Annotated in this window: 20 protein-coding genes and 1 pseudogene; 4 read left to right on the forward strand and 17 right to left on the reverse strand. The window is 70.3% G+C overall.

Going from position 1 to position 23,161, the window contains the following annotated elements:
• Nucleotides 1–35: 35 nt before the first annotated feature.
• From IQ210_RS30885 to IQ210_RS30905, 5 genes are all read right to left on the reverse strand, one after another.
• Nucleotides 36–656: a GTP-binding protein gene (locus IQ210_RS30885; RefSeq protein ID WP_194082446.1), complete on the reverse strand. Its 621-nt coding sequence runs from the start codon at nucleotides 654–656 to the stop codon at nucleotides 36–38.
• Nucleotides 637–1,053 (reverse strand): DUF742 domain-containing protein, encoded by a 417-nt coding sequence (locus IQ210_RS30890; protein ID WP_194082447.1) that lies wholly within the window; start codon nucleotides 1,051–1,053, stop codon nucleotides 637–639. The genes IQ210_RS30885 and IQ210_RS30890 overlap by 20 nt, the downstream gene beginning before the upstream one ends.
• Nucleotides 1,050–1,457 (reverse strand): roadblock/LC7 domain-containing protein, encoded by a 408-nt coding sequence (locus IQ210_RS30895; protein ID WP_059196512.1) that lies wholly within the window; start codon nucleotides 1,455–1,457, stop codon nucleotides 1,050–1,052. The genes IQ210_RS30890 and IQ210_RS30895 overlap by 4 nt, the downstream gene beginning before the upstream one ends.
• A complete protein-coding gene (locus tag IQ210_RS30900; RefSeq protein WP_194082449.1) occupies nucleotides 1,454–3,037 on the reverse strand; it encodes a sensor histidine kinase in 1,584 nt (527 codons plus the stop codon). Before IQ210_RS30900 ends, IQ210_RS30895 begins: the two co-directional genes overlap by 4 nt.
• Before the next feature lie 270 nt (nucleotides 3,038–3,307).
• Nucleotides 3,308–3,934 (reverse strand): TetR/AcrR family transcriptional regulator, encoded by a 627-nt coding sequence (locus IQ210_RS30905; protein ID WP_194082450.1) that lies wholly within the window; start codon nucleotides 3,932–3,934, stop codon nucleotides 3,308–3,310.
• A 156-nt stretch (nucleotides 3,935–4,090) separates the two neighbouring features.
• On the opposite strand from IQ210_RS30905, the gene IQ210_RS30910 reads away from it, so the two are divergent.
• The 4 genes and pseudogenes from IQ210_RS30910 to atzF form a co-directional block, all read left to right on the forward strand.
• Nucleotides 4,091–4,915, forward strand: a complete 825-nt coding sequence (locus IQ210_RS30910; protein ID WP_194082451.1) for an urea amidolyase associated protein UAAP1 — start codon at nucleotides 4,091–4,093, stop codon at nucleotides 4,913–4,915.
• Complete coding sequence (locus IQ210_RS30915) at nucleotides 4,912–5,544, forward strand: urea amidolyase associated protein UAAP2 (RefSeq protein WP_194082452.1); 633 nt, start codon at nucleotides 4,912–4,914, stop codon at nucleotides 5,542–5,544. Before IQ210_RS30910 ends, IQ210_RS30915 begins: the two co-directional genes overlap by 4 nt.
• Nucleotides 5,541–9,044 (forward strand): 5-oxoprolinase/urea amidolyase family protein, encoded by a 3,504-nt coding sequence (locus IQ210_RS30920; RefSeq protein ID WP_194082454.1) that lies wholly within the window; start codon nucleotides 5,541–5,543, stop codon nucleotides 9,042–9,044. Before IQ210_RS30915 ends, IQ210_RS30920 begins: the two co-directional genes overlap by 4 nt.
• 124 nt (nucleotides 9,045–9,168) lie before the next feature.
• A pseudogene (gene atzF, locus IQ210_RS30925) lies at nucleotides 9,169–10,818 on the forward strand (allophanate hydrolase); the annotation flags it as partial.
• 65 nt (nucleotides 10,819–10,883) lie between these two features.
• Here the strand turns inward: atzF and IQ210_RS30930 are convergent.
• From IQ210_RS30930 to IQ210_RS30985, 12 genes are all read right to left on the reverse strand, one after another.
• On the reverse strand, nucleotides 10,884–13,739 hold the full coding sequence (locus IQ210_RS30930) for a DEAD/DEAH box helicase (protein WP_194082457.1): 2,856 nt from the start codon (nucleotides 13,737–13,739) through the stop codon (nucleotides 10,884–10,886).
• 40 nt (nucleotides 13,740–13,779) lie between these two features.
• Entirely contained in the window at nucleotides 13,780–14,670 is an 891-nt protein-coding gene (locus IQ210_RS30935; RefSeq protein ID WP_194082458.1) for a diacylglycerol kinase, read from the reverse strand.
• 31 nt (nucleotides 14,671–14,701) lie between these two features.
• On the reverse strand, nucleotides 14,702–15,655 hold the full coding sequence (gene tatC / locus IQ210_RS30940; RefSeq protein WP_194082459.1) for a twin-arginine translocase subunit TatC: 954 nt from the start codon (nucleotides 15,653–15,655) through the stop codon (nucleotides 14,702–14,704).
• Nucleotides 15,656–15,702: 47 nt separating this feature from the next.
• Nucleotides 15,703–15,990, reverse strand: coding sequence for a Sec-independent protein translocase subunit TatA (gene tatA / locus IQ210_RS30945; RefSeq protein ID WP_059196522.1), 288 nt, complete (start codon nucleotides 15,988–15,990; stop codon nucleotides 15,703–15,705).
• 261 nt (nucleotides 15,991–16,251) lie between these two features.
• A complete protein-coding gene (locus IQ210_RS30950; RefSeq protein WP_109500017.1) occupies nucleotides 16,252–16,446 on the reverse strand; it encodes a hypothetical protein in 195 nt (64 codons plus the stop codon).
• 9 nt (nucleotides 16,447–16,455) lie between these two features.
• Nucleotides 16,456–16,716 carry a hypothetical protein gene (locus tag IQ210_RS30955; protein ID WP_194082498.1) on the reverse strand — a complete coding sequence of 87 codons (261 nt, stop codon included), beginning with the start codon at nucleotides 16,714–16,716 and terminating at the stop codon, nucleotides 16,456–16,458.
• A gap of 89 nt (nucleotides 16,717–16,805) precedes the next feature.
• Nucleotides 16,806–17,834, reverse strand: coding sequence for a helix-turn-helix transcriptional regulator (locus IQ210_RS30960; RefSeq protein WP_194082460.1), 1,029 nt, complete (start codon nucleotides 17,832–17,834; stop codon nucleotides 16,806–16,808).
• 19 nt (nucleotides 17,835–17,853) lie between these two features.
• Nucleotides 17,854–18,807, reverse strand: coding sequence for a helix-turn-helix transcriptional regulator (locus IQ210_RS30965; RefSeq protein WP_126270879.1), 954 nt, complete (start codon nucleotides 18,805–18,807; stop codon nucleotides 17,854–17,856).
• 149 nt (nucleotides 18,808–18,956) lie between these two features.
• On the reverse strand, nucleotides 18,957–19,328 hold the full coding sequence (locus IQ210_RS30970; RefSeq protein WP_079311559.1) for an FKBP-type peptidyl-prolyl cis-trans isomerase: 372 nt from the start codon (nucleotides 19,326–19,328) through the stop codon (nucleotides 18,957–18,959).
• A gap of 61 nt (nucleotides 19,329–19,389) precedes the next feature.
• Nucleotides 19,390–20,391, reverse strand: a complete 1,002-nt coding sequence (locus IQ210_RS30975; RefSeq protein WP_194082461.1) for an FKBP-type peptidyl-prolyl cis-trans isomerase — start codon at nucleotides 20,389–20,391, stop codon at nucleotides 19,390–19,392.
• Nucleotides 20,392–20,519: 128 nt separating this feature from the next.
• A complete protein-coding gene (gene pafA, locus IQ210_RS30980; protein ID WP_059196529.1) occupies nucleotides 20,520–21,881 on the reverse strand; it encodes a Pup--protein ligase in 1,362 nt (453 codons plus the stop codon).
• A gap of 9 nt (nucleotides 21,882–21,890) precedes the next feature.
• Nucleotides 21,891–23,150, reverse strand: a complete 1,260-nt coding sequence (locus IQ210_RS30985) for an MFS transporter (RefSeq protein ID WP_194082463.1) — start codon at nucleotides 23,148–23,150, stop codon at nucleotides 21,891–21,893.
• Nucleotides 23,151–23,161 lie beyond the last annotated feature (11 nt).

The following is a 23,161-nucleotide window of genomic DNA, read 5'->3' on the forward strand; positions in this document are numbered from 1 at the left end:
GGTCGGGTGGCGGCGCCCGTCAGAGATGCGGGGCGTCAGGTGAGGGCGCCCGTCATGGCGAGCGAGTGCAGGAAGCGCATCAGGGTCATCAGCACGTCGCGGCTGGACGCCCGGCGGCGCGCGTCGCACTCCACGATGGGGATGTCCGGGGCCAGGTCGAGCGCGCTGCGCAGGTCCGCGATGGGGTAACGCGGCCCGTCCGGGAAGGTGTTGACGGCGACGACGAAGGGCACGCCGCGCTCCTCCAGTCGTCCTATGACGTCGAAGCTGACCTCCAGGCGGCGGGTGTCGACGAGCACCACCGCGCCGAGCGCGCCTTCGAACAGGCCGTTCCACAGGAACCAGAAGCGTTCCTGGCCGGGGGTGCCGAACAGGTACAGCACGAGCTGGTCGGTGATGCTGATCCGGCCGAAGTCCATGGCGACGGTGGTGGCCGTCTTGGTGTCGGAGCCGAAGTTGTCGTCGACGCCGATACCGGCCTGCGTCATGGTCTCCTCGGTGGTCAGCGGCCTGATCTCGCTGACCGAGCCGACCATCGTCGTCTTGCCGACTCCGAAGCCGCCCACGATCACGATCTTCACCGCGGCCTGGGCCGTGTGCGGCAGATGATCCTCTGTCCGTGGTCCGGGGATGGTGTCAGAGCCTTTGAAGTCCATGCATCACCGCTTCGAGAAGGGAACGGTCGGGGAGCGCCTGCCGGACGATCGGGGCGCGCGCCTGCACCAGTTCGGCCGTCAGCATCTCGGTGAGCAGTACGGTCACCACGCTGAACGGCAGGTTGAGATAGGCCGAGAGCTCGGCCACCGACAGGGGGGCCGTGGTGAGCCGGAGCATCGCCGTCTGCTCGGGCGTCGCGGAGGGCGGTGGGTCGGCGCGCGCCACGATTAACGTGACGAGGTCGAGGTCGGCGCGTTCGCCGTCCGGTCCCGCGACCACGTAGAGGCGTTCCGGGGGCCGCTTTCCGTCGCCGCCCTCGCCCTCGGGCGTGGGCTTGGGGACCGGTTCGACCGCTTCTTGACTGGGGTATCGCCGCCGGCGTTGCGGAGGAGTCATACGGTCTGGCCGTTGCGCCGGGGCGGACTGGTGAGGTGGGCCCCGATCCGGACCACCAGGTCGCGCATTCTGTTGCTCATCAGGCCCGGTTCGGCGACCACGTCGGACAGGACCGCGAGGTAGGCGTTGGGGCCGGCGGCCATCAGATAGAAGTAGCCGCCGTTGATCTCGATGAGGACCATCTTCATCCGGCCGTCGCTGCCCGGGATCTCGTGGGCCACGGCACCGGCCAGGCTCTGCAGCCCGGCGCAGGCCGCGGCGACGCGGTCGGCGGCGTCCGGGTCGCCGCCGTGGCGGGCGATGCGCAGGCCGTCGGCGGAGAGCACCACGATCATCTCGATGCCCGGTACGCCATCGGCGAGATCCTTGAGCATCCAGTCGAAGTTGGCGCGCTGCTGGATCACTTGTGGTCCCTCTCGTCGTCGGCCTCGATGCGGGCCGGCTCGGTGGTCTGCTGGGTGAGTGCGGCCGGGTCCGGGTCGCCCTTGAGTCCGTTCCAGAACGCCTCGACCCACAGGCCGGGTTCGGGTTCCTTCTGCTCCGGCTCGGGGGCGGGTGCGGGCGTCGACCAGATGGACGGCTTGCCCTCCCGCTCGGCCTTCTCGGCGGCGGCCTGTTCGGCAAGCCGCTGGCTGAGCGGGATCTTGACCCGACTGCGGCGCTGCGGCAGCCCGCCCGCCGTCCACTCGGTCACCTCGGGGACCTCGTCCGTCATGGACACGGTGGCCGGGATACGGGGGCTGGTGGGACGCCGCCTCTTGGGTGCGCGCTTGGGACCTTCGAGCGCACCCTCGGTCTTGGGCACGGCGCCTGCGCCGATGCCGTGGGCGAGTCCGGGAGCGGGCTCCTCGGTCATCATCTCGCGCGGCACGATGAGCACGGCGCGGACGCCGCCGTACGCCGAACTGCGCAGCGAGACCTGCATGTTGAACTGCGAGCACAGGCGTCCAACGACGGCCAGGCCGAGGCGCGGGGCATCGCCGAGGTCCTGGAGGTCGACGCCGGCCTTGGCCCGCTCCAGCATGCCCTCGGCCTTGTTGCGGGCCTCCTCGCTGAAGCTGACGCCGGCGTCCTCGATCTCGACGGCGACGCCGGTCTGCACCTCGGTCGCGGTGACGTGGACCTTGGTCTGCGGCGGCGAGTAGCGGGTGGCGTTGTCCATGAGCTCCGCGACGGCGTGGATGACCGGTTCGACGGAGATGCCGCGGATGTTGACCTGGGCGATGGAGTCCAGCTTGATGCGGCGGTACTCGAGGATGCGGGACATGCCGCCGCGCAGCACGCTGTAGAGCGGGACGGGGTCGGGCCACTGGCGGCCGGGGCGGCCGCCGCCGAGCACGGAGATGGAGTCGGCGAGGCGGCCGATCAGCGCGGTGCCGTGGTCGATGCGCAGGAGGTCGTCGAAGACCTCGGGGTTGCGGCCGTGGTCCTCCTCCATCTCCCGGAGTTCGTTGTTCTGCTGGTGGACGATGGCCTGGACGCGGCGGGCGATGCTGACGAAGGAGCGCTGGGCGGAGTCGCGCAGGGCTTCCTCGCGGTCGATGATCTCGAGGACCGTCTGGAGCACCTTCAGCTGCGACTCGGGGAGTTCGCGGTAGGAGGGGTCGATGTCGCCGATGCGGCGAATCACCTCACCGGGGGAATTTCCGGATCGCAACCGGTAGATCGCGTTGGGCACGATCTCCTTGGCGAAGCGGAGCATCTCGGCCTCGTGGGAGGCGACCCGGCGTTCCAGATACGCAGTGTGACGAGCGTGCTCGGCCCGCAGGTCACGCAGGGCCCGGCCGCGACGTACCGCTTCGGCCGCCGTCGCGAGCACCAGGAGCATGGCGACGCCGCCGCACCAGCCGACGGCCGTACGGGCGGGCTCCGAGACGGCGGCGGCTGCGGCTCCGGTCGCCGCGGCCATCAGTATCGCGGGCAGCAACAGCACGCGCGCGTAGGGAAGTTCACGGCGTCCGGGTGGGGATTGAACACTCACCATGTAGGCCCTCTGAAACATATCGGCTGGGAGGCGCATATTTGGGGAACAAGCGACCGAATACATCTCAACTCGGTGCGCTGCGGGCGAGCTTAGTCCGACCGGATCATCGCCGTGTCATATTCAGCAAGCACCTGAAATCGTCCCCGCGACAGGAGTACCCTCGGCTCCATTTACACGCTGAGCCGCCACTCGCACACGGTGCGTCACGGCGTACGGGCATGCGAGAGCCACTCACCGTGACGGGTGAAGGTCCGCTTCCGATACGGCGGTTCAGACCCCGGCGATGCGCAGCGCCGCGTCGGCCGTCGCCTCCGCGAACACCGACACCGGACGCTCGGGGTCGGAGCGATGGACGAGGATGACGCCCTCGATCAGCCCGAAGACCAGATCGGTACGCAGGTCGAGCTCGCTCTTGGCGAGCGCGCTGCCGGCCTCGGTCGCGGCGAGCAACTGCCGGTAGGCGTCCTTGAGTTCGGCGCGCACGGCACGGAACCCGGCGAACCGCTCGGCGCGCACCTCGGGCAGCAGGTACAGGCCGCCGAGGTTGTGCGGGCCGCCGCACAGCAGCTCGACGTCGGCGCGGCACAGCTCCCAGAGCCGGTCCGCGGCCGGGGTCGCGTCGTCGGCGAGGAGTTCACGGGCGTAGCCCAGGGACGGGGTGACCGTGGACTCCAGGAGCTGGGCGAGCAGCTCCTCCTTGCCGGAGACGTAGTGGTACATGGAGGCCTGGCGCATGCCCGCGCGCTCGGCGACCGCCCGCGTGGTGGTGGCCGCATAGCCGCGGACGGTGAACAACTCGGCGGCGGCGGCGAGGAGTTCGTCGCGCGGCTCGAGCCCGCTGTCCGCCCGCTGCGCGGCCCGCGGCCTGCCGACCCGTCGCCCACCTGTCGTTCCCATGCGTTCGATCCTCGCACAGCGGGTCCGGTGACGATCTCCATCAGCCCTGGTGAGGGCTCGGTAACCGCCTCGCAACGCCCGGGCAATCCGCGTGACCCACCTCGCTCCTAATTTCTGTCGCACGACAGAAATTACGTGAGGAGCCGGAGGTCCGCCATGGCGACAGAGACCACCTACGGAGCCCGTGACCACGCCCGCGCCCAGGAAGGCACCCGCGCCGAGGCCATGCCCGTCGTCCCGGCGTCGGACTGGCCCGAGCCGCCCTGCGAGGCGGGCCACCTGGTGTGGGCCGAGACGGTCGCGGGCGGCAACTACACCCACCGCGTGCTCGCCCGCGGCACCGAGCTGCGCCTGACCGACCTGCGCGGCGACGCCTGCGCCCACCTCCTGCTGTACGCGGCGGACCGCCCCTGGGAGCGGCTGAACGTCGCCGACACGGTGAAGGTGCAGTGGAACGCCTACCTCGGCGAGGGCCAGCTGCTCCTGTCCGACCAGGGCCGCGTCCTCGCGACCGTCGTCGCCGACACATCGGGCCGGCACGACGCGCTGTGCGGCACCTCCACCCTCGTACGCAACACGAAACGCTACGGCGACGGCACCCCGCAGTCCCCCTCCCCCGCCGGGCGCGAGCTGTTCAAGCTGGCGGCGGCCAAGAACGGCCTCGGACCCCGCGACCTACCCCCGTCGCTCTCCTTCTTCCAGGGCGTGGAGGTCCGCGAGGACGGCGCCCTGGACTTCACCGGCTCGGCCGGTCCCGGCGGCAGCGTCACCCTGCGGACCGAGCAGGACGTCACCGTGCTGATCGCCAACGTCCCGCACCCGGCCGACCCGCGCCCCGACTACGTCAGCACCCCGCTGGAGGTCCTCGCCTGGCGGGCCGCGCCGACCGCGCCCGGCGACCCCTTGTGGGACGCGACGCCCGAGGGCCGCCGCGCCTTCCTCAACACCGCTGAATTCCTCACCGCCAGGGGGCTCGCATGACGTCCGTGGTTCCCGCGAAGGCCCTCGTTCCGGTGAAGGCCGTCGTTCCCGCCCGCGCCGCCTGGTCGTCCGTCGTACGGGCCGGTGAGACGCTCACCATCACCGACCTGCACGGCAACCAGGCCGTCGACTTCCTCGTCTACGACGCCCACGACACGTCCGTCCGCTACAGCGCGCCCGACACCCTCCATGCCCAGGGCAACATCTTCCTCACCACCGGCACCGCGCTGATGTCGAACGAGCACACGCCGCTGATGACGGTCGTCGCCGACGACGTCGGCCGCCACGACACGGTCGGCGGCGCCTGCTCCAAGGAGTCCAACACCCTCCGGTACGGCCACCACACCTGGTCGCAGCACGCGTGCGTGGACAACTTCCTCGCCGAGGGTGCCCGTTACGGCCTCGGCAAGCGCGACCTGGTCTCCAACATCAACTGGTACATGAACGTGCCGGTCGAGAAGGACGGCACGCTCGGGATCGTGGACGGCATCTCGGCACCGGGGCTCTCCCTCACCCTGCGCGCCGAGTGCGACGTCCTCGTCCTCGTCTCCAACTGCCCGCAGATCAACAACCCTTGCAACGGCTTCGAGCCGACCGCGGTGGAGATGACGATCGGGGCCGCCGGATGAGCTTCGACACGCTGCTCGTCGCGAACCGGGGCGAGATCGCGGTACGGATCATCCGCACGGCACGGGAGCTGGGCCTGCGCACGGTCGCCGTGTACTCCGACCCGGACCGCTCGGCGGCCCACGTCCGGCTCGCCGACACGGCCGTACGCCTGGGGCCCGCGCCCGCGAAGGAGTCGTATCTCGACGCCGACCTGGTCCTGAAGGCGGCGAAGGACACCGGCGCGGGCGCCGTGCACCCCGGGTACGGCTTCCTGTCGGAGGACGCCGACTTCGCGCGGCGCTGCGAGGAGGCCGGGATCGTCTTCGTCGGCCCGACGCCGGAGCAGCTGGAGCTGTTCGGCGCCAAGCACACGGCGCGGGCGGCGGCCGAGGCGGCGGGGGTGCCGTTGGCGCCCGGAACGGGCCTGCTGGCCTCGCTGGACGAGGCCCTCGCGCGGGCGGCGGCGATCGGCTACCCGGTCATGCTCAAGGCGACCGGCGGTGGCGGCGGTATCGGTATGTCGGCATGTCGGTCCCGTGCGGACCTGGAGGATGCCTGGGACCGCGTCCAGCGCGTCGCCGCCGCTTCCTTCTCCTCCGCGGGCGTCTTCCTGGAACGCCTCGTCGAGCACGCCCGTCACGTCGAGGTCCAGGTCTTCGGCGACGGCGAGGGCCGGGTCGTCACCTTCGGCGACCGCGACTGCTCCCTGCAACGCCGCAACCAGAAGGTCCTGGAGGAGGCACCGGCCCCGGGACTCCCCGACCACGTACGGGCACAACTCGCCTCCAGTGCCCGCGACTTGTGCGCGTCCGTCGGCTACCGCTCCGCCGGGACCGTTGAGTTCGTCTACGACGCCGCCCGCGAGGAGGCGTATTTCCTGGAGGTCAACACCCGCCTCCAGGTGGAGCATCCGGTCACCGAGGAGGTCTACGGCGTCGATCTCGTCGCCTGGATGCTGCGGCTGGCCCGCGGTGAGACGGACGTCGTCCGCGATCCCGGCCCACCGCGGGGTCACGCCGTCGAGGCCCGCGTCTACGCCGAGGACCCGTCACGCGAACACCGGCCCAGCGCGGGTCTGTTGACGCGGGTCGAGTTCCCGCCGGGCGTCCGCGTCGACGGCTGGGTGGAGACGGGCACAGAGGTGACGACGTCGTACGACCCGATGCTCGCGAAGGTCATCGCGTACGGCTCCGACCGCGCCCACGCGCTGCGCCGCCTCGACGAGGCGCTGGCCCGCACCCGCGTCGACGGCATCGAGACGAACCTGGGCCTGGTCCGCGCCGCCCTCGCCGATCCGCTCTTCACCCGGGCGGCGCACTCGACGGCGACCCTGGCGAGCATCGCCGACCCCACCCCGCGCATCGAGGTCGTCTCCGGCGGCACCCTCACCACCGTGCAGGACTGGCCCGGCCGCACCGGCTACTGGCAGGTCGGCGTGCCCCCGTGCGGCCCGATGGACGACCGCGCCTTCCGGCTCGGCAACCAGGCACTCGGCAACCACGAAGGCGCGCCCGGCCTCGAATGCACCCTCCAGGGACCGTCGTTGAGGTTCACGCACCCGACGACGGTGTGCGTCACGGGCGCCCCGGCCGAGGTCACGGTGGACGGCGTGCCGGTCCCGCAGTGGGAGCCGGTGACGATACCCGCCGGCTCGCTGCTGACCGTGGGCGCACCCGCCGAGCACGGCCTGCGGACCTACGTCCTCTTCGCCGGCGGCCTCGACGTCCCCGCCTTCCTCGGCAGCGCGAGCACCTTCACGCTGGGCCGCTTCGGCGGGCACGGCGGCAGGGCGCTGCGCACCGGCGACGTCCTGCACGGCGGCGGCGAGACCACCGGAACGCCGGTCACCGACCGGCCGTCGTACAGCTCGACCTGGCACATCGCCGCCGTCGAAGGCCCGCACGCGGCACCGGAGTTCTTCACCGAGGACGACATCCGCGACTTCTACGCCGCCGACTGGAAGGTCCACTTCAACTCGGCGCGCACCGGCGTCCGTCTCGTCGGCCCCAAGCCCCGCTGGGCCCGCACGGACGGCGGCGAGGCGGGCCTGCACCCGTCCAACATCCACGACACCCCGTACTCGGTCGGCGCCGTCGACTACACCGGCGACATGCCGGTGCTGCTCGGCCCGGACGGACCCTCGCTGGGCGGCTTCGTGTGCCCGGCGACGGTACTGAGCGGCGAGCGCTGGAAGCTGGGCCAGTTGCGCCCGGGCGACACGGTCCGCTTCGTACCGGTGGACGTCGACGGCTCACCCCGCCCGGAGATCGTGGACGGCGGCATCCTCGCCCGCGACGGCGACGTGACGTACCGCCGCAGCGGCGACGACAACCTGCTCGTCGAGTTCGGCCCGATGCAGTTGGACCTGGCGCTGCGCATGCGCGTCCACGCCCTGATGGAAGCGGTCGCCGAGGCGGAGCTGGACGGGGTCACCGACCTCACCCCGGGCATCCGCTCCCTGCAGATCCAGACGGACCCACGGCGCCTGCCCCAACACGAACTCCTCACCTCCGTACGGGAGATCGTCGACGCGCTCCCCCCTACGGACGAACTGGTCGTCCCCTCCCGCACGGTCCACCTCCCCCTGTCCTGGGACGACCCGGCGACCCGGGAGGCGATCGCCCGCTACATGGCGGGTGTGCGCGACGACGCGCCCTGGTGCCCGTGGAACATCGAGTTCATCCGCCGCGTCAACGGCCTGGACTCGGTGAACGACGTCTACCGCACGGTCTTCGACGCGGAGTACCTCGTACTGGGCCTGGGAGACGTCTACTTGGGCGCCCCGGTCGCCACCCCCCTCGACCCGCGCCACCGTCTGGTGACGACCAAGTACAACCCGGCCCGCACCTGGACCGCGGAGAACTCGGTCGGCATCGGCGGCGCCTACCTCTGCATCTACGGCATGGAGGGCCCCGGCGGCTACCAGTTCGTGGGCCGTACGACCCAGGTGTGGTCGGGATGGCAGCAGCGCGGCGCGTTCGAGCCGGGGTCTCCTTGGCTGCTGCGCTTCTTCGACCGGATCAAGTGGTACCCGGTCGACGCGGACGAACTCCTCGACCTGCGGGCGGACATCACCTCCGGCCGCTTCGTGCCCCGCATCGAGGAGGGCACGTTCTCCCTCGCCGAGTACCAGGCGTTCCTGTCCGACAACGCCGAGTCCATACGGGAGTTCAGGACCCGGCAGCAGGCGGCGTTCGCCGCGGAACGGGACGCGTGGGAGGCGGCGGGCGAGTTCACCAGGGCGGAGGCCGCGGCAGCACCGCCGGCTCCCCCGGCGGAGGTGACGGTCCCCGAGGGCGGACGCATGGTCGAGGCCGAATTCGCCGCCTCCGTATGGCAGTTGAACGTCTCACCCGGCGACGAGGTGACGGCCGGACAGCCGCTCCTCGCGCTGGAGGCGATGAAGATGGAGTCCAGGGTGCACGCACCGGTCGACGGCGTGGTGACGGAGATCCTGGCCAGACCGGGCGACCAGGTGGAGGCGGGGACGGCGTTGCTGGTCCTCGGTCCCGCCAACTGAAAGCGGCTGGCCCTCGGTCCCGCGAACTGAAAGCGGCGGGTCCTCGGGACCACGAACCGAAAGCGGCGGGTCCTCGGGACCACGAACCGAAAGCTGCCGGTCCCAAGGCCCGCGAAATGAAACGAGGAACCGCATGACCGACGCCCTCACCCGCGTCCGCGCCGCCTACGCCCGCATCAAGGCCGTGGACCGACCGGAGATCTGGATCGACCTGCGCCCGCAGGAGGAGGTCGAGGCCGAGGCCCGTGCCGTCGACGCCGGTGAAGGCCTCCCGCTGGCCGGCCGCGTGTTCGCCGTGAAGGGCAACATCGACGTGACGGGCCTGCCGACGACCGCGGGCTGCCCGGCGTACGCCTACCACCCCGACGAGGACGCCCCCGTCGTGGCCGGCCTCCGCGCGGCCGGCGCGATCGTGCTGGGCACCACCAACCTGGACCAGTTCGCGACCGGCCTGGTCGGCACCCGCTCCCCGCACGGCGCCGTCCGCAACGCCCACGACCCGTCCCGTATCAGCGGCGGCTCCAGTTCGGGCTCGGCCGTCGCGGTGGCCCTCGGCCTGGTCGACTTCGCCCTGGGCACCGACACGGCCGGCTCGGGCCGGGTGCCGGCGGCCTTCAACGGCATCGTCGGCCTCAAGCCCACCCGAGGCCTGGTCCCGACGACCGGCGTGGTCCCGGCCTGCGCCTCCCTGGACTGCGTGACGGTCTTCGCCCGCACCCTTCCGGAGGCGGAACAGGCGCTCTCCCACATGGCGACGGGCACGCCCCCCGCGCTCCCCGGCCGGGCACCGGGCCCCTGGCGGATAGCCGTCCCGCCCCTGGACCAGCTCGGCGAACTGGACGAGGGCTGGGCGGAGGCCTACGAGGCGGCAGTCGCGCAACTGTCGGCTTCAGGCGCCGAGATCCGCACCCTCGACCTGACCCCGTTCACCGAGGCGGCCGCGATGCTCTACGAGGGCGCGTTCGTGGCGGAGCGCTACACGGCGGTGGGAAGCTTTGTCGACAAGTTGCTCACGGAGGGAGGCGAGGGCCTGGACCCGACGGTCGCCGGCATCATCACCCGCGCCCGCGACATCCCGGCCCACCAGCTCTACGCCGACATGGACCGCCTGTCGTCTCTCCGCACCCGAGCCCTGACAGAACTCTCGGACGCGGACGCCCTGTTGCTCCCCACAACCCCGGGCCACCCCACCCTCGCGGAGGTGGCCGCGGCCCCCCTGTCCACCAACGCCCGCCTGGGCCGCTTCACCAACTCCACCAACCTCTTCGACCTGGCGGCGGTGGCGGTCCCGGCGGGCGAGGTGAACGGCCTCCCGTTCGGCGTGATGCTGATAGGCCCGGCGTTCACGGACGAACGCCTGGCGAGGATGGCGGGGCTGCTCCAGCCGGAGACGAGGCTGGCGGTGGTGGGGGCACATCTGTCGGGCCAGCCGTTGAACCCCCAACTCCTTGGATTGGGGGCCCGCTTGGAACGTACGACGACGACGGCCGCGGCGTATCGCCTCTATGCCCTGCGTACGACCCCGCCGAAGCCGGGCTTGGTGCACGTGGGCAAGGAAGGAGCCGCGATCGAGACGGAGATCTGGCGCCTCGCGGCAGAGGGCCTGGGCCGCCTACTGTCCACGCTTCCGCGGCCCATGACGCTGGGCAGCGTGGAATTGGCAGACGGTAGCCGGATCCCGGGCTTCCTTTGCGAACCAGCCGCCTTGACGGACGCCGAGGACATCACGCGACACGGCAGTTGGCGGAACTATCTGAAACGCAGGGGACACTGACCGACCTAGGGGCGCGGGGAACTGCGCGACCAGCCACAGACAACCCGCACCCGCCCCCGAAACGGTCACCCCACCGACGAGTAGGCCACAACCCCCCGCAACAACTGATCAACCGCCTTACGCGCAGCCTTGGCCACAGAAGACCCCTCCCTCGCCGGCGCCGCAGCCGAGATCTGCCCCAGCACATCGATCACCTGCTTGCACCACCGCACAAAGTCCCCGGCCGGCATCTCAGCCTCCCGAAGCACCTCATCGAGCCCCTTCCCACTGGCCCACATGTACGCGGCCCAGGCGAACCCGAGATCCGGCTCACGCTGCCCGACACCCTCGGTCTGCGTGATCCGGAAGTCCTCCTCAAGGGCGTCCAGCCGCCCCCAGATCCGCACCATCTCACCCAGCGCGGCCTTCGCCTTGCCGGACGGCAGCTTCGGCGCCATCGCGTCGTCACCGACCCGCGCCTCGTACACCAGAGCCGAGACGCACGCGGCAAGCTCGGCAGGGGCGAGCCCCTCCCAGACTCCGGCCCGCAGACACTCGCTGGCCAGCAGATCGAGCTCGCCGTAGAGCCGCGCCAGCCGCTTGCCGTGCTCGGTGACCTCGTCGGCCCGCAGATAGTCCAGCTCGGTCAGCAGCGCGACGATGCGGTCAAAGGTCCTCGCGATGGTGTTCGTACGCCCCTCGATGCGCCGCTCCAGCTGCGAGGTGTCCCGCAGCAGCCGGTGATACCGCTCGGCCCACCGCGCATGGTCCTCCCGGTCGTCGCACCCGTGGCACGGATGCGCCCGGATCTCGGTCCGCAGGCGCGCGATCTCACGGTCGTCGGCGGCCTGCGCCCGCTTCTTGCGGGCCCGCTCCGGCGGAATGTGCCCGGCCTTGGTCCGCAGGGCGGAGGCCAGATCCCGACGCGACTGAGGCGAGCGCGGGTTGAAGGACTTGGGAATCCGCATCCGGTCCAACGCCTCGACCGGCACCGGGAAGTCCATCGACGCCAGCCGCTTGACCTGCCGCTCGGCGGTCAGCACCAACGGCCGGGGCCCGTCATGCTGCTCGAAGCCCCGGTGTCCGTTGGACCGCCCGGCGGGCAGCCCCGGGTCCAACACCAGGGCCAGTCCTGCGTACTTGCCCGTCGGGACATGGATGACATCCCCCGGCTTGAGCTTCTCCAGCGCCGTCGCGGCCTCGGCGCGCCGCTGGTTGGCGCCCTGCCGGGCCAACTCGGTCTCGCGGTCCTTCAGTTCGCGCCGCAGTCGCGCGTACTCCTCGAAGTCACCGAGGTGGCAGGTCATGGACTCCTTGTAGCCCTCAAGACCCTCCTCGTTGCGCTGCACCTGCCGCGAGATGCCCACGACCGACTTGTCGGCCTGGAACTGCGCGAACGACGTCTCCAGCAGCTCCCTGGACCGGTGCCGCCCGAACTGCTCGACCAGGTTGACCGCCATGTTGTACGACGGCTTGAAGCTGGACCGCAGCGGATACGTGCGCGTGCCGGCGAGCCCGGCGAGATGGTCGGGGCTCATCCCGCGCTGCCACAGCACCACGGCATGGCCCTCGACGTCGATGCCGCGCCGCCCGGCCCGGCCCGTCAGCTGGGTGTACTCGCCGGGGGTGATGTCGGCGTGCTGCTCGCCGTTCCACTTGACGAGTTTCTCCAACACCACCGACCGGGCGGGCATGTTGATGCCCAGGGCGAGGGTCTCGGTCGCGAACACGGCCTTCACCAGGCCGCGTACGAAGAGTTCCTCGACGACCTCCTTGAACGTCGGCAGCATGCCCGCGTGGTGGGCCGCGATGCCGCGCTCGAGGCCTTCCAGCCACTCGTAGTACCCGAGGACGTGCAGGTCCTCCGTCGGGATGGAGGCGGTGCGCTCCTCGACGAGGTCACGGACCTTGGCCCGCGCCTCGTCGTCGTTGAGCCGCAGTCCGGCGTACAGGCACTGCTGTACGGCCGCTTCGCAGGCGGCCCGGCTGAAGATGAACGTGATGGCGGGCAGCAGGCCTTCGGCGTCGAGCCGCTCGATGACCTCGGGGCGGCCCGGGGTCCACACGCGCGAGCGCTGTCTGCGCTCCCGCTCCCGGTCGGCCTCGCGCATCGCCCGGCCGCGTCTGCGGTCCTGGTAGGAGGGCCGCTGAGCCTCCATGCGGGCCAGCCGCGTGAGGTCGGGGTTGACGGCCTTCTTCTGGCCCTCGCCCTCCTCGAACAGGTCGTACATCCGCCGTCCGGCGAGCACGTGCTGGAACAGCGGCACGGGCCGGTGCTCGGAGACGATCACCTCGGTGTCGCCGCGGACGGTGTCGAGCCAGTCCCCGAACTCCTCGGCGTTGGACACGGTCGCCGACAGCGAGACCAGCGTGACGGACTCGGGGAGGTGGATGATCACCTCTTCCCATACGGCGCCACGGAAGCGGTCGGAGAGGTAGTGCACCTCGTCCATGACCACGTAGCCGAGGCCGAGGAGGGTCTGGGAGCCCGCGTACAGCATGTTCCGCAGCACCTCGGTGGTCATCACGACCACCGGGGCCTCGGAGTTGACGCTGTTGTCGCCGGTGAGCAGACCGACCTTGTCGGCGCCGTAGCGGCGGCACAGGTCGGCGTACTTCTGGTTCGACAGCGCCTTGATGGGTGTCGTGTAGAAGCACTTCTTGCCCTGTTGCAGGGCGAGGTGGACGGCGAACTCGCCGACGATCGTCTTGCCGGAGCCGGTGGGGGCTGCCACCAGTACGCCCTTCCCCGCCTCGAGCGCCTGGCAGGCCTCGATCTGGAAGGGGTCGAGGCCGAAGTCGTACATCTCGCGGAAGCCCGCGAGCGCGGTGGCCTGCTCGGCGGCCCGCAGACGGGCAGCCGCATACCGCTCGGCCGGTGAGAGGTCCTCTGTCATCGTGCTTTCGAGCGTACCGGGCCCCACTGACAACAGGACGATCATTATCCGGATCCCGTCTTGTCAAACCCCGGGTCCGTGCACTTCAGAGCCCCGCGACCCGCACCGCGCCGGGCACACAGCGCGCGGTCAGCGGCAACGGCCCGAGCGGCTCCCCGTCCGCGTACCCGGTGATCCCCGCCGCGCTGATCTCGACCTTCGCCGCCCGGTGCACGGTGACCTTGGGGTGGTCGACGTGGGTGCCCCGGTAGACGCTCGGGAACACCCTGAGCAGCGTGGCCCGGCCGCAGTCGCCGACCACGGTGATGTCGAACAGCCCGTCGGTGAGATCCGCGCCGGGGCAGATCCGCATGCCGCCGCCGTACGACGATCCGTTGCCGACCGCCACCAGGGTCGCCTCGATCTCCTGGACCTCGCCGTCGTCGAGCCTGATCCGGTACGGGAAGGGTCTGAACGCCGCCAGCTCGGCGATCATCGCCAGGTCGTACCGGAAGCGGCCCGTGGGCCATCTCATCCTGTTGCCGCGGTCGTTGACGCGGGAGTCGAACCCGGAGGCCAGGACGGTGCCGAACCAGCGGTCGCCCACCTGCCCGAGGTCGACGTCATGCAGCTCGCCGCCCTTGAGGGCGTCGGCGATCCGGCGTCCCGCGGCGGCCGGGTCCCGCACCGGCAGGCCCAGGGCGCGGGCGAGGTCGTTGCCGGTGCCCACGGCGACCAGGCCGAGCGGGGTGCGGGTGCCGGCGACGGCCTGGAGCGCGAGGTGCGCCATGCCGTCGCCGCCGACGGCGATCAGCGCGCCGGTGCCGTCCGCGACGGCGGCACGCGCGCGGGTGAGGGCGTCCCCGGCGTTCTCCCCGAGGACCGTACGCACGGAGAAACCGGCCGCCCGCAACGCGGAAGCGGCCGGCTGCGCCGCGTGGGCGCCCCGGCCGCGACCCGCGGTGGGGTTGACGAAGAGGGTGATCTCGCTGGTCACGTCACCGACCCTACGAGCGGCCACCCGATCTTCAGGTCACGTCGTCATAACCGTTGACCCGGTCCGTGGTCGACTGCTCGGGCAGCGCCCGGCTGGCGGAGACCGTCTCGACCTCGCCGATGTCCTCGGGGGTGAGGTCCAGGTCGGAGGCCTCGTCGTCGGCGGGGCCCTCCGCCTCACGGCGGCGCCGGCGCCTGTCGTTGACCAGGGAGAACAGCGTCGCGAGGAAGTACAGCACCCAGATGGGACCGGCCAGCGCGAGCATGCTCAGCGGGTCCGTGCTCGGCGTCGCGACCGCGGCGAACACGGTGATGCCCATGATCATCCCGCGCCACCAGCCGAGCATCCGCTTGCCGGTGATCATGCCGGTGAGATTGAGCATCACCAGCAGGAGCGGCAGCTCGAAGGAGAGGCCGAAGACGATGACCATGCGCGTGACGAGCTGGAGCAGGTCGTCGAGCGGCAGCAGGTTGTCGATGCTGCCGTTGGGCGTGAAGTCGATCAGCACCTTCGCGGTGGTGGGGAGCACCGAGTACGCGAAGTAGGCACCGCCGATGAACAGCGGGGCACCGGTGAAGACGAACGCGTACGCGTACTTCTTCTCGTGCCGGTGCAGGCCCGGGGCGACGAACGCCCAGAGCTGGTACAGCCAGATCGGCGAGGCCAGCACGATGCCCGCGGTCAGCGAGACCTGCAGGGCGAGCGTGAAGGGCGCGAGCAGACCGTTGATCGTGATCCGGGCGCACTTCTCACTGGCGTCGGACGACTTGGCCAGTTCCGCGAAGCTCGAGTCGCAACCGATGGAGTCCAGGATCGGCTTCGTCAGGAAGTTGATGATGTCGTTGTAGAAGAAGGCGGCGACGATCGTGACGATGACGATGGCCAGCAGCGCCTTCGCGAGCCGGTTGCGAAGCTCACGAAGGTGATCCGCAAGGGGCATCCGCCCCTCGGGATCCTTCTCCTCTTTGCGGGCAGACTTCAGCAACCCACGTTCCCATCTCGTGCGGCGGGCCGGAGGTCACCGGCCCTGCGTCAGCGCTTGGTCGTGTCCGTCGGCTCGGTGACCGGGCGGGAGCTGGTCACGTCGCCGGGAGCGGCCTGGATGATGCGCTGCGCCGGGGCCTGGTCGTCCGCCTGCTGCGGCGGGTCGGCCGGGGCGGGGGTCTTGCCCTCGTCCTTCATCGCCTTCGCCTCGCTCTTGAGGATGCGGGCGGACTTGCCGAGCGAGCGCGCCATGTCGGGAAGCTTCTTCGCGCCGAACAGCAGGATGATGACGACGAGGATGAGAATGATCTCGGGGGCGCCGAGCCTTCCGAACATAAGTCTTTACCTTCTCACCGAGGCGGCTGGGGTGGGGTGCTGTCCGACCGGTCGGACACGTGTCCGAACGATCGTGTTGTCAGCGATCGTAACGCTCAGGGGTAAACGTGAGGCAATCCCCGTGCGTACTCCCGGTCCGCGATCCGGGCCTCGTTCTCCGGTCCGCGACCAGCAGCGTACCTGCCCATGCCATCAAGGTGACAGGGCGAAGTGACCCAAACCGCTTGCGGCGCAGGACTCACATGCAGAGCACAGCAGGACTCACAGCGCGTCCACAGAGCGCACGGTGCTCTCGGCGGCCCGCTCCAGATCCGCCGCGGCCCTGCTGATGCGCTGCGCGGAGTCCGAGACCTGCCGTCCCAGCCGCTGCGCCTCCAGGAACACGCGCACGGCGAGCACGCCGAGAACGGCGATCCCCAGGAAGCCCACAGCGACGGCGAACATCGACCAGAACATAGGCAGACCCTAGAGGGTCGAGTGCAGGCGCAGTGTCCTGACCCCACCGCCGGTGAGCAGCTCCACGATCCGCTCCCCGGCCGGCTTGCGCACGGAGACCCCGCAGTCCGGGCAGGTGAACGAGTAGAACGTGGTCTTGCTGGTGGCGCCGATGGCCAGCCGCAGGGCGCTCGCGGCGAGCTCGAAGCGGCCCCGGCAGTCCGGGCAGCCGGCCCGGAACACCATCGGGGAGACACTTCTCATCCCCGCGAAGGCGGCCGCCACGGACATCCCCGCCGCACCCGAAGCGGCGGCACCGGAGACACCCCCACCAGAAGTCGCCGCACCCGAGGTGACCGCACCGGAGGTAGCCGACTCGCTCAAAGCCCCTGCTCCTGCCTGTCGTACCGCTCGTCGTCCCGCACCTCGACCCCGTCGTACGCCGCCAGCGCCTCGCGAGCCGCCTGCCGGGCGCTGTCGGCCAGCCCGCTCGGCGAGACGATGCGGCCGTCCCGGCCGAGCCGCAGCGCCAGCCGGCGCAGGGAGGCCGGGTCGGGGGTGCGCAGGGTAATACGCAGCCCGCCGTCCGGAAGCTCATCCGCACTGTCGTGCGGGTAGTACTCGGCGACCCAGCGCCCGCCCGGGCCCACTTCGACGACGACCTCCGGGTCCTCGGCGGCCGGCTGCACCAGTGCCTCGGACAGGTCCCGCAGCTCGATCTCGGGCGGCACCGACGGCTCGTCCAGGATCTTGATCTCGGCGACCCGGTCGAGCCGGAAGGTGCGGCGCGCCTCGGAGCGGCGGCACCAGGCCTCGACATAGGTGTGCCCGACGCTGACCAGGCGGATCGGGTCGATCTCGCGCTCGCTGAGCTCGTCACGGGCGGGCGAGTAGTAGCGGATCCACAGCCGGCGCCGCTCGGAGATCGCCCGGTCGACGTCGGCGAAGACACCGCCCTCCGACTCGAAGGTCACCGACAGCCGGGAACTCGCGCCCGCCTGCTCACCGGCGGCGGCCTCCACCTTGGCGGTCGCCCGCAGCAGCGCCTGCCGGTCGCCCTCGCGCAGCCCGGGCAGCGTGGACACCGCACGGGCGGCGACGAGCAGCGCGGTGGCCTCGTCGGCGGCGAGCCGCAGCGGCTCGGCGGTCTCCTCACCGAGGGCGGCCGGGTTGTGCCACCAGATGCGCTCACCGTCGGTGTCGATGTCGAGGAGGTCACCGCCGCGGAAGCTGGTGCCGCACATCGGCAGCACGTCGAGGTCCGAGACCAGCTCGTCCTCGGTGATGCCGAAAGCCCGGGCGACGTCCTCGACGCGGGCGCCGGGCCGCTCCTTCAGATACGTCACCAAGGACAGCATCCGCCGGGTCTGGTCGATGGCGTTGACGGGCCTGACCGGTTTGCCTGCCACAGTTGTTCCCCGCTCCCCCTCAGCCCTTGGCCACGGCACGCAGCCGGTCCACCACATCGGCCCGCAGCTCGGCGGGCTCCAGGACGACCACGTCAGGACCGAACTCCACCAGCCAGGCGTCCAGCCCGTGGCCGTACGGGATCTCCAACTCGTCCCAGCCGTCCCCTAGTTCCCGCACCGCGGTGGCCTTCGCCCGCAAGGGGTAACCGGCGTCCGTGCGCAGCCTGATCAGCGCGCTGCGGTCAGCGGTCTCCCCGGCCCAGCTCGCGACGGTCTCACGGACGGTGACGACATCGGGCACCGGCGCGGTGAAGCTGCTGCCGCGCGAGCGCACCTTGCCCGTGATCCGCGACAGCCGGAAGACCCGCTCGGCACCCCGGTCGCGGTCCCAGCCCGCCAGATACCAGTGGCCGCGCCAGCACTCCAGGGCCCACGGCTCCACATGCCGGGTCTCGGGGTGGGCGGCGGTGGCCTTGCGGTAGTCGAAGACGACCGGGCGACGGTCCCGGCAGGCCAGCATCAGCGGCTCGAACGCCGCCTCGTGCACGGGGATACGGGGCTCCAGGGCGCCGTGCGCCTCGTACGGGTCGACGTCCTCCGGCAGCCCGGCCGCACGCAGCTTCTGCAGGGCGCCGCTGGCCGCGCCCGCGAGGCGGGCCTGCTGCCACACCTTGGCGGCCAGGCCCAGGGCCGCGGCCTCCTCGGCGTCGAGCGTGATGGGCGGCAGCCGGTTGCTGTCCCGGCGGGCGAGATAGCCGACCTCGCCGTCGAGGTTCTCCACGGTCTCGATGACGAGCCCGAGTTCGCGCAGATCGTCCTTGTCGCGCTCGAACATCCGGTTGAAGGAGTCGTCGCTGTTGGCTTCGAGGTAGGCCTCGATGGACTCGCGGAGCTCACGCTTGCTGAGCGGCCTGCGCGTCCCCAGCAGACACAGCGCCAGGTTCATCAGCCGCTCGGCCTTGGCAATGGCCATCGACGCCCTTCGCCTCCCTATGGTGCGTAATGACGTTGACCGTACCGCCCCGCGGTGGCGTGGCAAAAGCCGAGGGCCCATGCCCGGACAGGCATGGGCCCCAGCTGATCGAGACCGATCGTGTGACGATCACACGTCAGACGGGACGATCAGACGGCGATCAGGTCGACCACGAAGATCAGCGTCTCGCCCGGCTTGATCGCCGGGGTCGGGCTCTGGTTGCCGTAGGCGAGGTGCGCCGGGATGGTCAGCTGGCGACGGCCACCGACCTTCATGCCCTGCACGCCCTGGTCCCAGCCCTTGATGACGCGGCCGCCACCGAGCGGGAACTTGAACGGCGTACCGCGGTTCCAGCTGGCGTCGAACTCCTCGCCGGTGCTGAAGGCGACACCCACGTAGTGCACGGTCACGTTCTGACCGGCCTGCGCGACCTCGCCGTCACCCTCCCAGATGTCCTTGATCTCGAGGTCCGCCGGGGGCTCGCCGCCCGGGAAGTCGATCTCGGGCTTGTCGATGCTCACGTCACTAGCTCCTGCTTGTTCACGGAAAGGCAACAGGGACAGTCTTACACCCTGGCAGGGCTCACATCTTCGCGAGGATGTCCACGGTGAAGACCAGCGTCGAGTCCTTCGAGATGCCGCTGCCGCTCGGCGGGTTGTCGCCGTAGCCCAGCTTCGGCGGGATCACGATCAGGACGCGGCTGCCGACCTTCTTGCCGGTCAGACCCTGCGCCCAGCCCTTGACGACCTGCTGCAACGAGAACGACGTCAGCGCCTTGCGGCTGTACGTCGAGTCGAACTCCTTGCCGGTGTCCCACAGCACGCCCTTGTACTGGACGAGCACGGTGTTCTCCGCCTTGACCTCGTCACCGTCGCCCTCGATCACGTACTCCGCGACCAGCTTGGTCGGCGCGTCCGCCTTGGGCACGTCGATGGTCGGCGCCTTGCCGTCGGTGTTGGTGCTCACCTTCGGCAGGGCCGAGTCGTCTTGCGCGACGTCCTTGCCCTTGGCCGAGCTCTTGGCGTTGAACGTGCCCTCGATGTCGACCACGAAGACCAGCGTGTCGGTGCCCTTGATGCCCGCCGACGAGTTGCCCTCCTTGCCGTACCCCCACGTGGGCGCCGTCGACATCAGCACCCGGCTGCCGACCTTCTTGCCCGCCAGCGCATAGCGCCAGCTGTCGATGATCGCGCCCTGGGCGAGCTGGATCACCAGCGGAGTCTTGCGGTCGTAGGAGTTGTCGAAGACCTTCGCCGTGTCCCAGATCTGACCCAGGTAGTTCGCCTGGATGAAGTCGTTCTCCGCGACCGACTGACCGCCACCCGCGATCACCGTCTTCACCGCGACCTGGTCGGACGGGTCACCACTGCCCTTGGCGACCGTCGGCTTCTCGCCGAACTTCGTCCCCGCCGTGATCGCCGGCAGCGGACCGTCGACGATCTTCGGCGCCGGCGCGGCGGACGTCTCCGACGCCGAGGGAGACGCGCTCTCGCTCGCCTTGCTCGAGTCGGAATCCTCGTCACCACACGCGGCGAGCGTGGCCATTCCAGCGGGTACGGCAATGAGAAGTGAGCGTCGGCGCACGGTGAGGGCCTCGTAATCGATCGATCTTGTTGATGGCGTGCGCGCAACTCTACGGCGTGAGAAGGGCGCCGTACGGAAAACGTACGGCGCCCGTGTTGCGTTCCGGCAATCCGACCGGAACACCCGACTCACATACCGGCGATCAGCTTCTCCACCCGGTCGTCCACCGAACGGAACGGGTCCTTGCACAACACCGTGCGCTGCGCCTGGTCGTTCAGCTTGAGGTGGACCCAGTCGACCGTGAAGTCCCGGCGCTGCTCCTGCGCCCGCCGGATGAAGTCACCGCGAAGACGCGCCCGAGTGGTCTGCGGGGGCACGGACTTGCCCTCGAAGATCTTCAAGTCGTTGCAGATACGGGCTGCTTGGCCCTTCCGCTCCAGAAGGTAGTACAGCCCGCGACGACGGTGGATGTCGTGATACGCGAGGTCTATCTGCGCGACCCGCGGATGCGACATGGTCATGTTGTGCTTGGCCCGGTACCGCTCGATGAGCTTGTACTTCATCACCCAGTCGATCTCGGTACCGATCCGGTCGAGATCCTCCGCCTCGATCGCGTCCAGCGTCCGGCCCCACAGCTCCAGGACCTGCTCGACGGTGCCCGTACGAATACCGCGGCGCTCACAGAAGTCCACGGCCTTCTCGTAGTACTCGCGCTGCACCTCCAGCGCGGAGGCCTCCCGGCCACTGGCCAGACGCACCTTGCGCCGGCCCGTGATGTCATGACTGACCTCACGGATCGCCCGGATCGGGTTCTCCAGCGTCAGATCACGCATCACGGTGCCCGCCTCGATCATGCGCAGCACCAGGTCGGTCGCCCCGACCTTCAGCAGCATGGTCGTCTCGGACATGTTCGAGTCACCCACGATGACGTGGAGACGGCGGTAACGCTCGGCGTCCGCGTGCGGTTCGTCACGCGTGTTGATGATCGGGCGCGAGCGGGTCGTCGCCGAGGAGACGCCCTCCCAGATGTGCTCCGCCCGCTGACTCACGCAGTAGACCGCGCCCCGCGGCGTCTGCAGCACCTTGCCGGCACCACACAACAGCTGCCGCGTGACGAGGAACGGAATGAGGATGTCCGCGAGCCGGGAGAACTCCCCGTGACGTGCGACGAGATAGTTCTCGTGACAGCCGTAGGAGTTGCCGGCCGAGTCGGTGTTGTTCTTGAAGAGGTAGACGTCGCCCGCGATTCCTTCCTCGTGCAGGCGTCGTTCGGCGTCCACCAGGAGTCCTTCGAGAATGCGCTCGCCTGCTTTGTCGTGCGTGACCAGTTCCGTCACGTTGTCACATTCGGGAGTCGCGTATTCCGGATGTGACCCGACATCGAGATAGAGGCGGGCGCCGTTTCGCAGAAAGACGTTGCTGCTGCGGCCCCATGACACGACACGGCGGAAGAGGTACCGCGCCACCTCGTCGGGAGACAGGCGGCGCTGTCCCCTGAACGTACATGTGACGCCGTACTCGTTCTCCAGCCCGAAAATGCGGCGGTCCATGAGTGAACATTACGCCCGATCCCCTGCGCTGAAACGGGGTTCGGCAGCACGGTTTGGATCATTTTCCGATGAAGCCGCAACCACCGCCCCCCTGCCGGGAGCTGCGAGGACCCGCCCGGTGGCCAGCAGAACCAGCAACGACACACCCCCCGTGACCGCCGGCACGGCGAACCCCCACAGCGCCCCACCGTGCTCCACGACCGGCCCCGCAAGGCCCGTTCCGACCGACGAACCCACCGTGAACGTCGTCACAAGCCACGAGAAAGCCTCCGTGACCGTGCCCCGCGGCGCGTGCCGGTCCACGAGCACGAACGCACACGCGATGGCGGGCGCCAGGAACAGCCCCGCGAGCACGGTCAGCAGCACCATCGGCACCGGACCGGGCCGCAGCAACAACGGCACCTGACACGCCGCCAGAAGAGCGACCAGCACCCGCAGTCGACGCGCCGGCTCACCCGTCCACTGCCGAGCCCCGTACACAGTGCCGCCGATGAGAGCACCTAGCCCCAGCCCCGCCATCATCCAGCCGTACACCGCATCCCCGCCATGATCGTCCGCGTACGACACCGAAGTGACCGCGATCGACCCCAGAGCACTGCCGACGAACAGGAAGGCCGCCAGCAACGCCAGCAGCCCCGGCGAGCGCAACGCACCCAGCCAGTGCGCCTCCCGCGGCGCCGACTTCCACGCGCGCGAGGGCTGCGACACCACCACGGAGAGCGCGCCCAGCACCCCGAGGACGTTCAGCACCAGCAACGCCGCCTGCGCCGACCACACCGACGCGCACACCGTCAGCAGCAACGGTCCCACGGTGAACATGACTTCCTGCGCCACCGCATCCATGGCGTACGCGGTGTGCACCTGGTCCTCCCGGTGGAGGACCGACGACCACAGCGCCCGCAGACCACCCTCCAGGGGCGGCGTGAACAGACCGGCGGCGGCCACGGCGGCGTAGGACAGCACGAGCGGATCGGTGCCGGCGAAGGCGAAGGCGGTCATCGCCAGCGCCGAGAGGACCGCGGCCGGCAACTGCACCCGCGGCTGCCCGTACAGGTCCACCAGCCGCCCCAGCACCGGCTGACCCACGGCATTGGCGACGCCGTACACCGCGGCCAGCGCACCCGCGAGGCTGTACGTACCGCCCTCCGAGCGGATGAACAGCACGATCGCGATCGCCGCGATGGCGTTGGGCAGCCGCCCCACGAGCGTGCCGACGAGCAGCCGCGTCGCATGCCTAGCCCTGAGGATCTCCAGGTATCCCGCGGCCATGATCCGCCCTC

The sequence above is a fragment of the Streptomyces justiciae genome, assembly GCF_015163075.1.
GTDB lineage: Bacteria > Actinomycetota > Actinomycetes > Streptomycetales > Streptomycetaceae > Streptomyces > Streptomyces justiciae.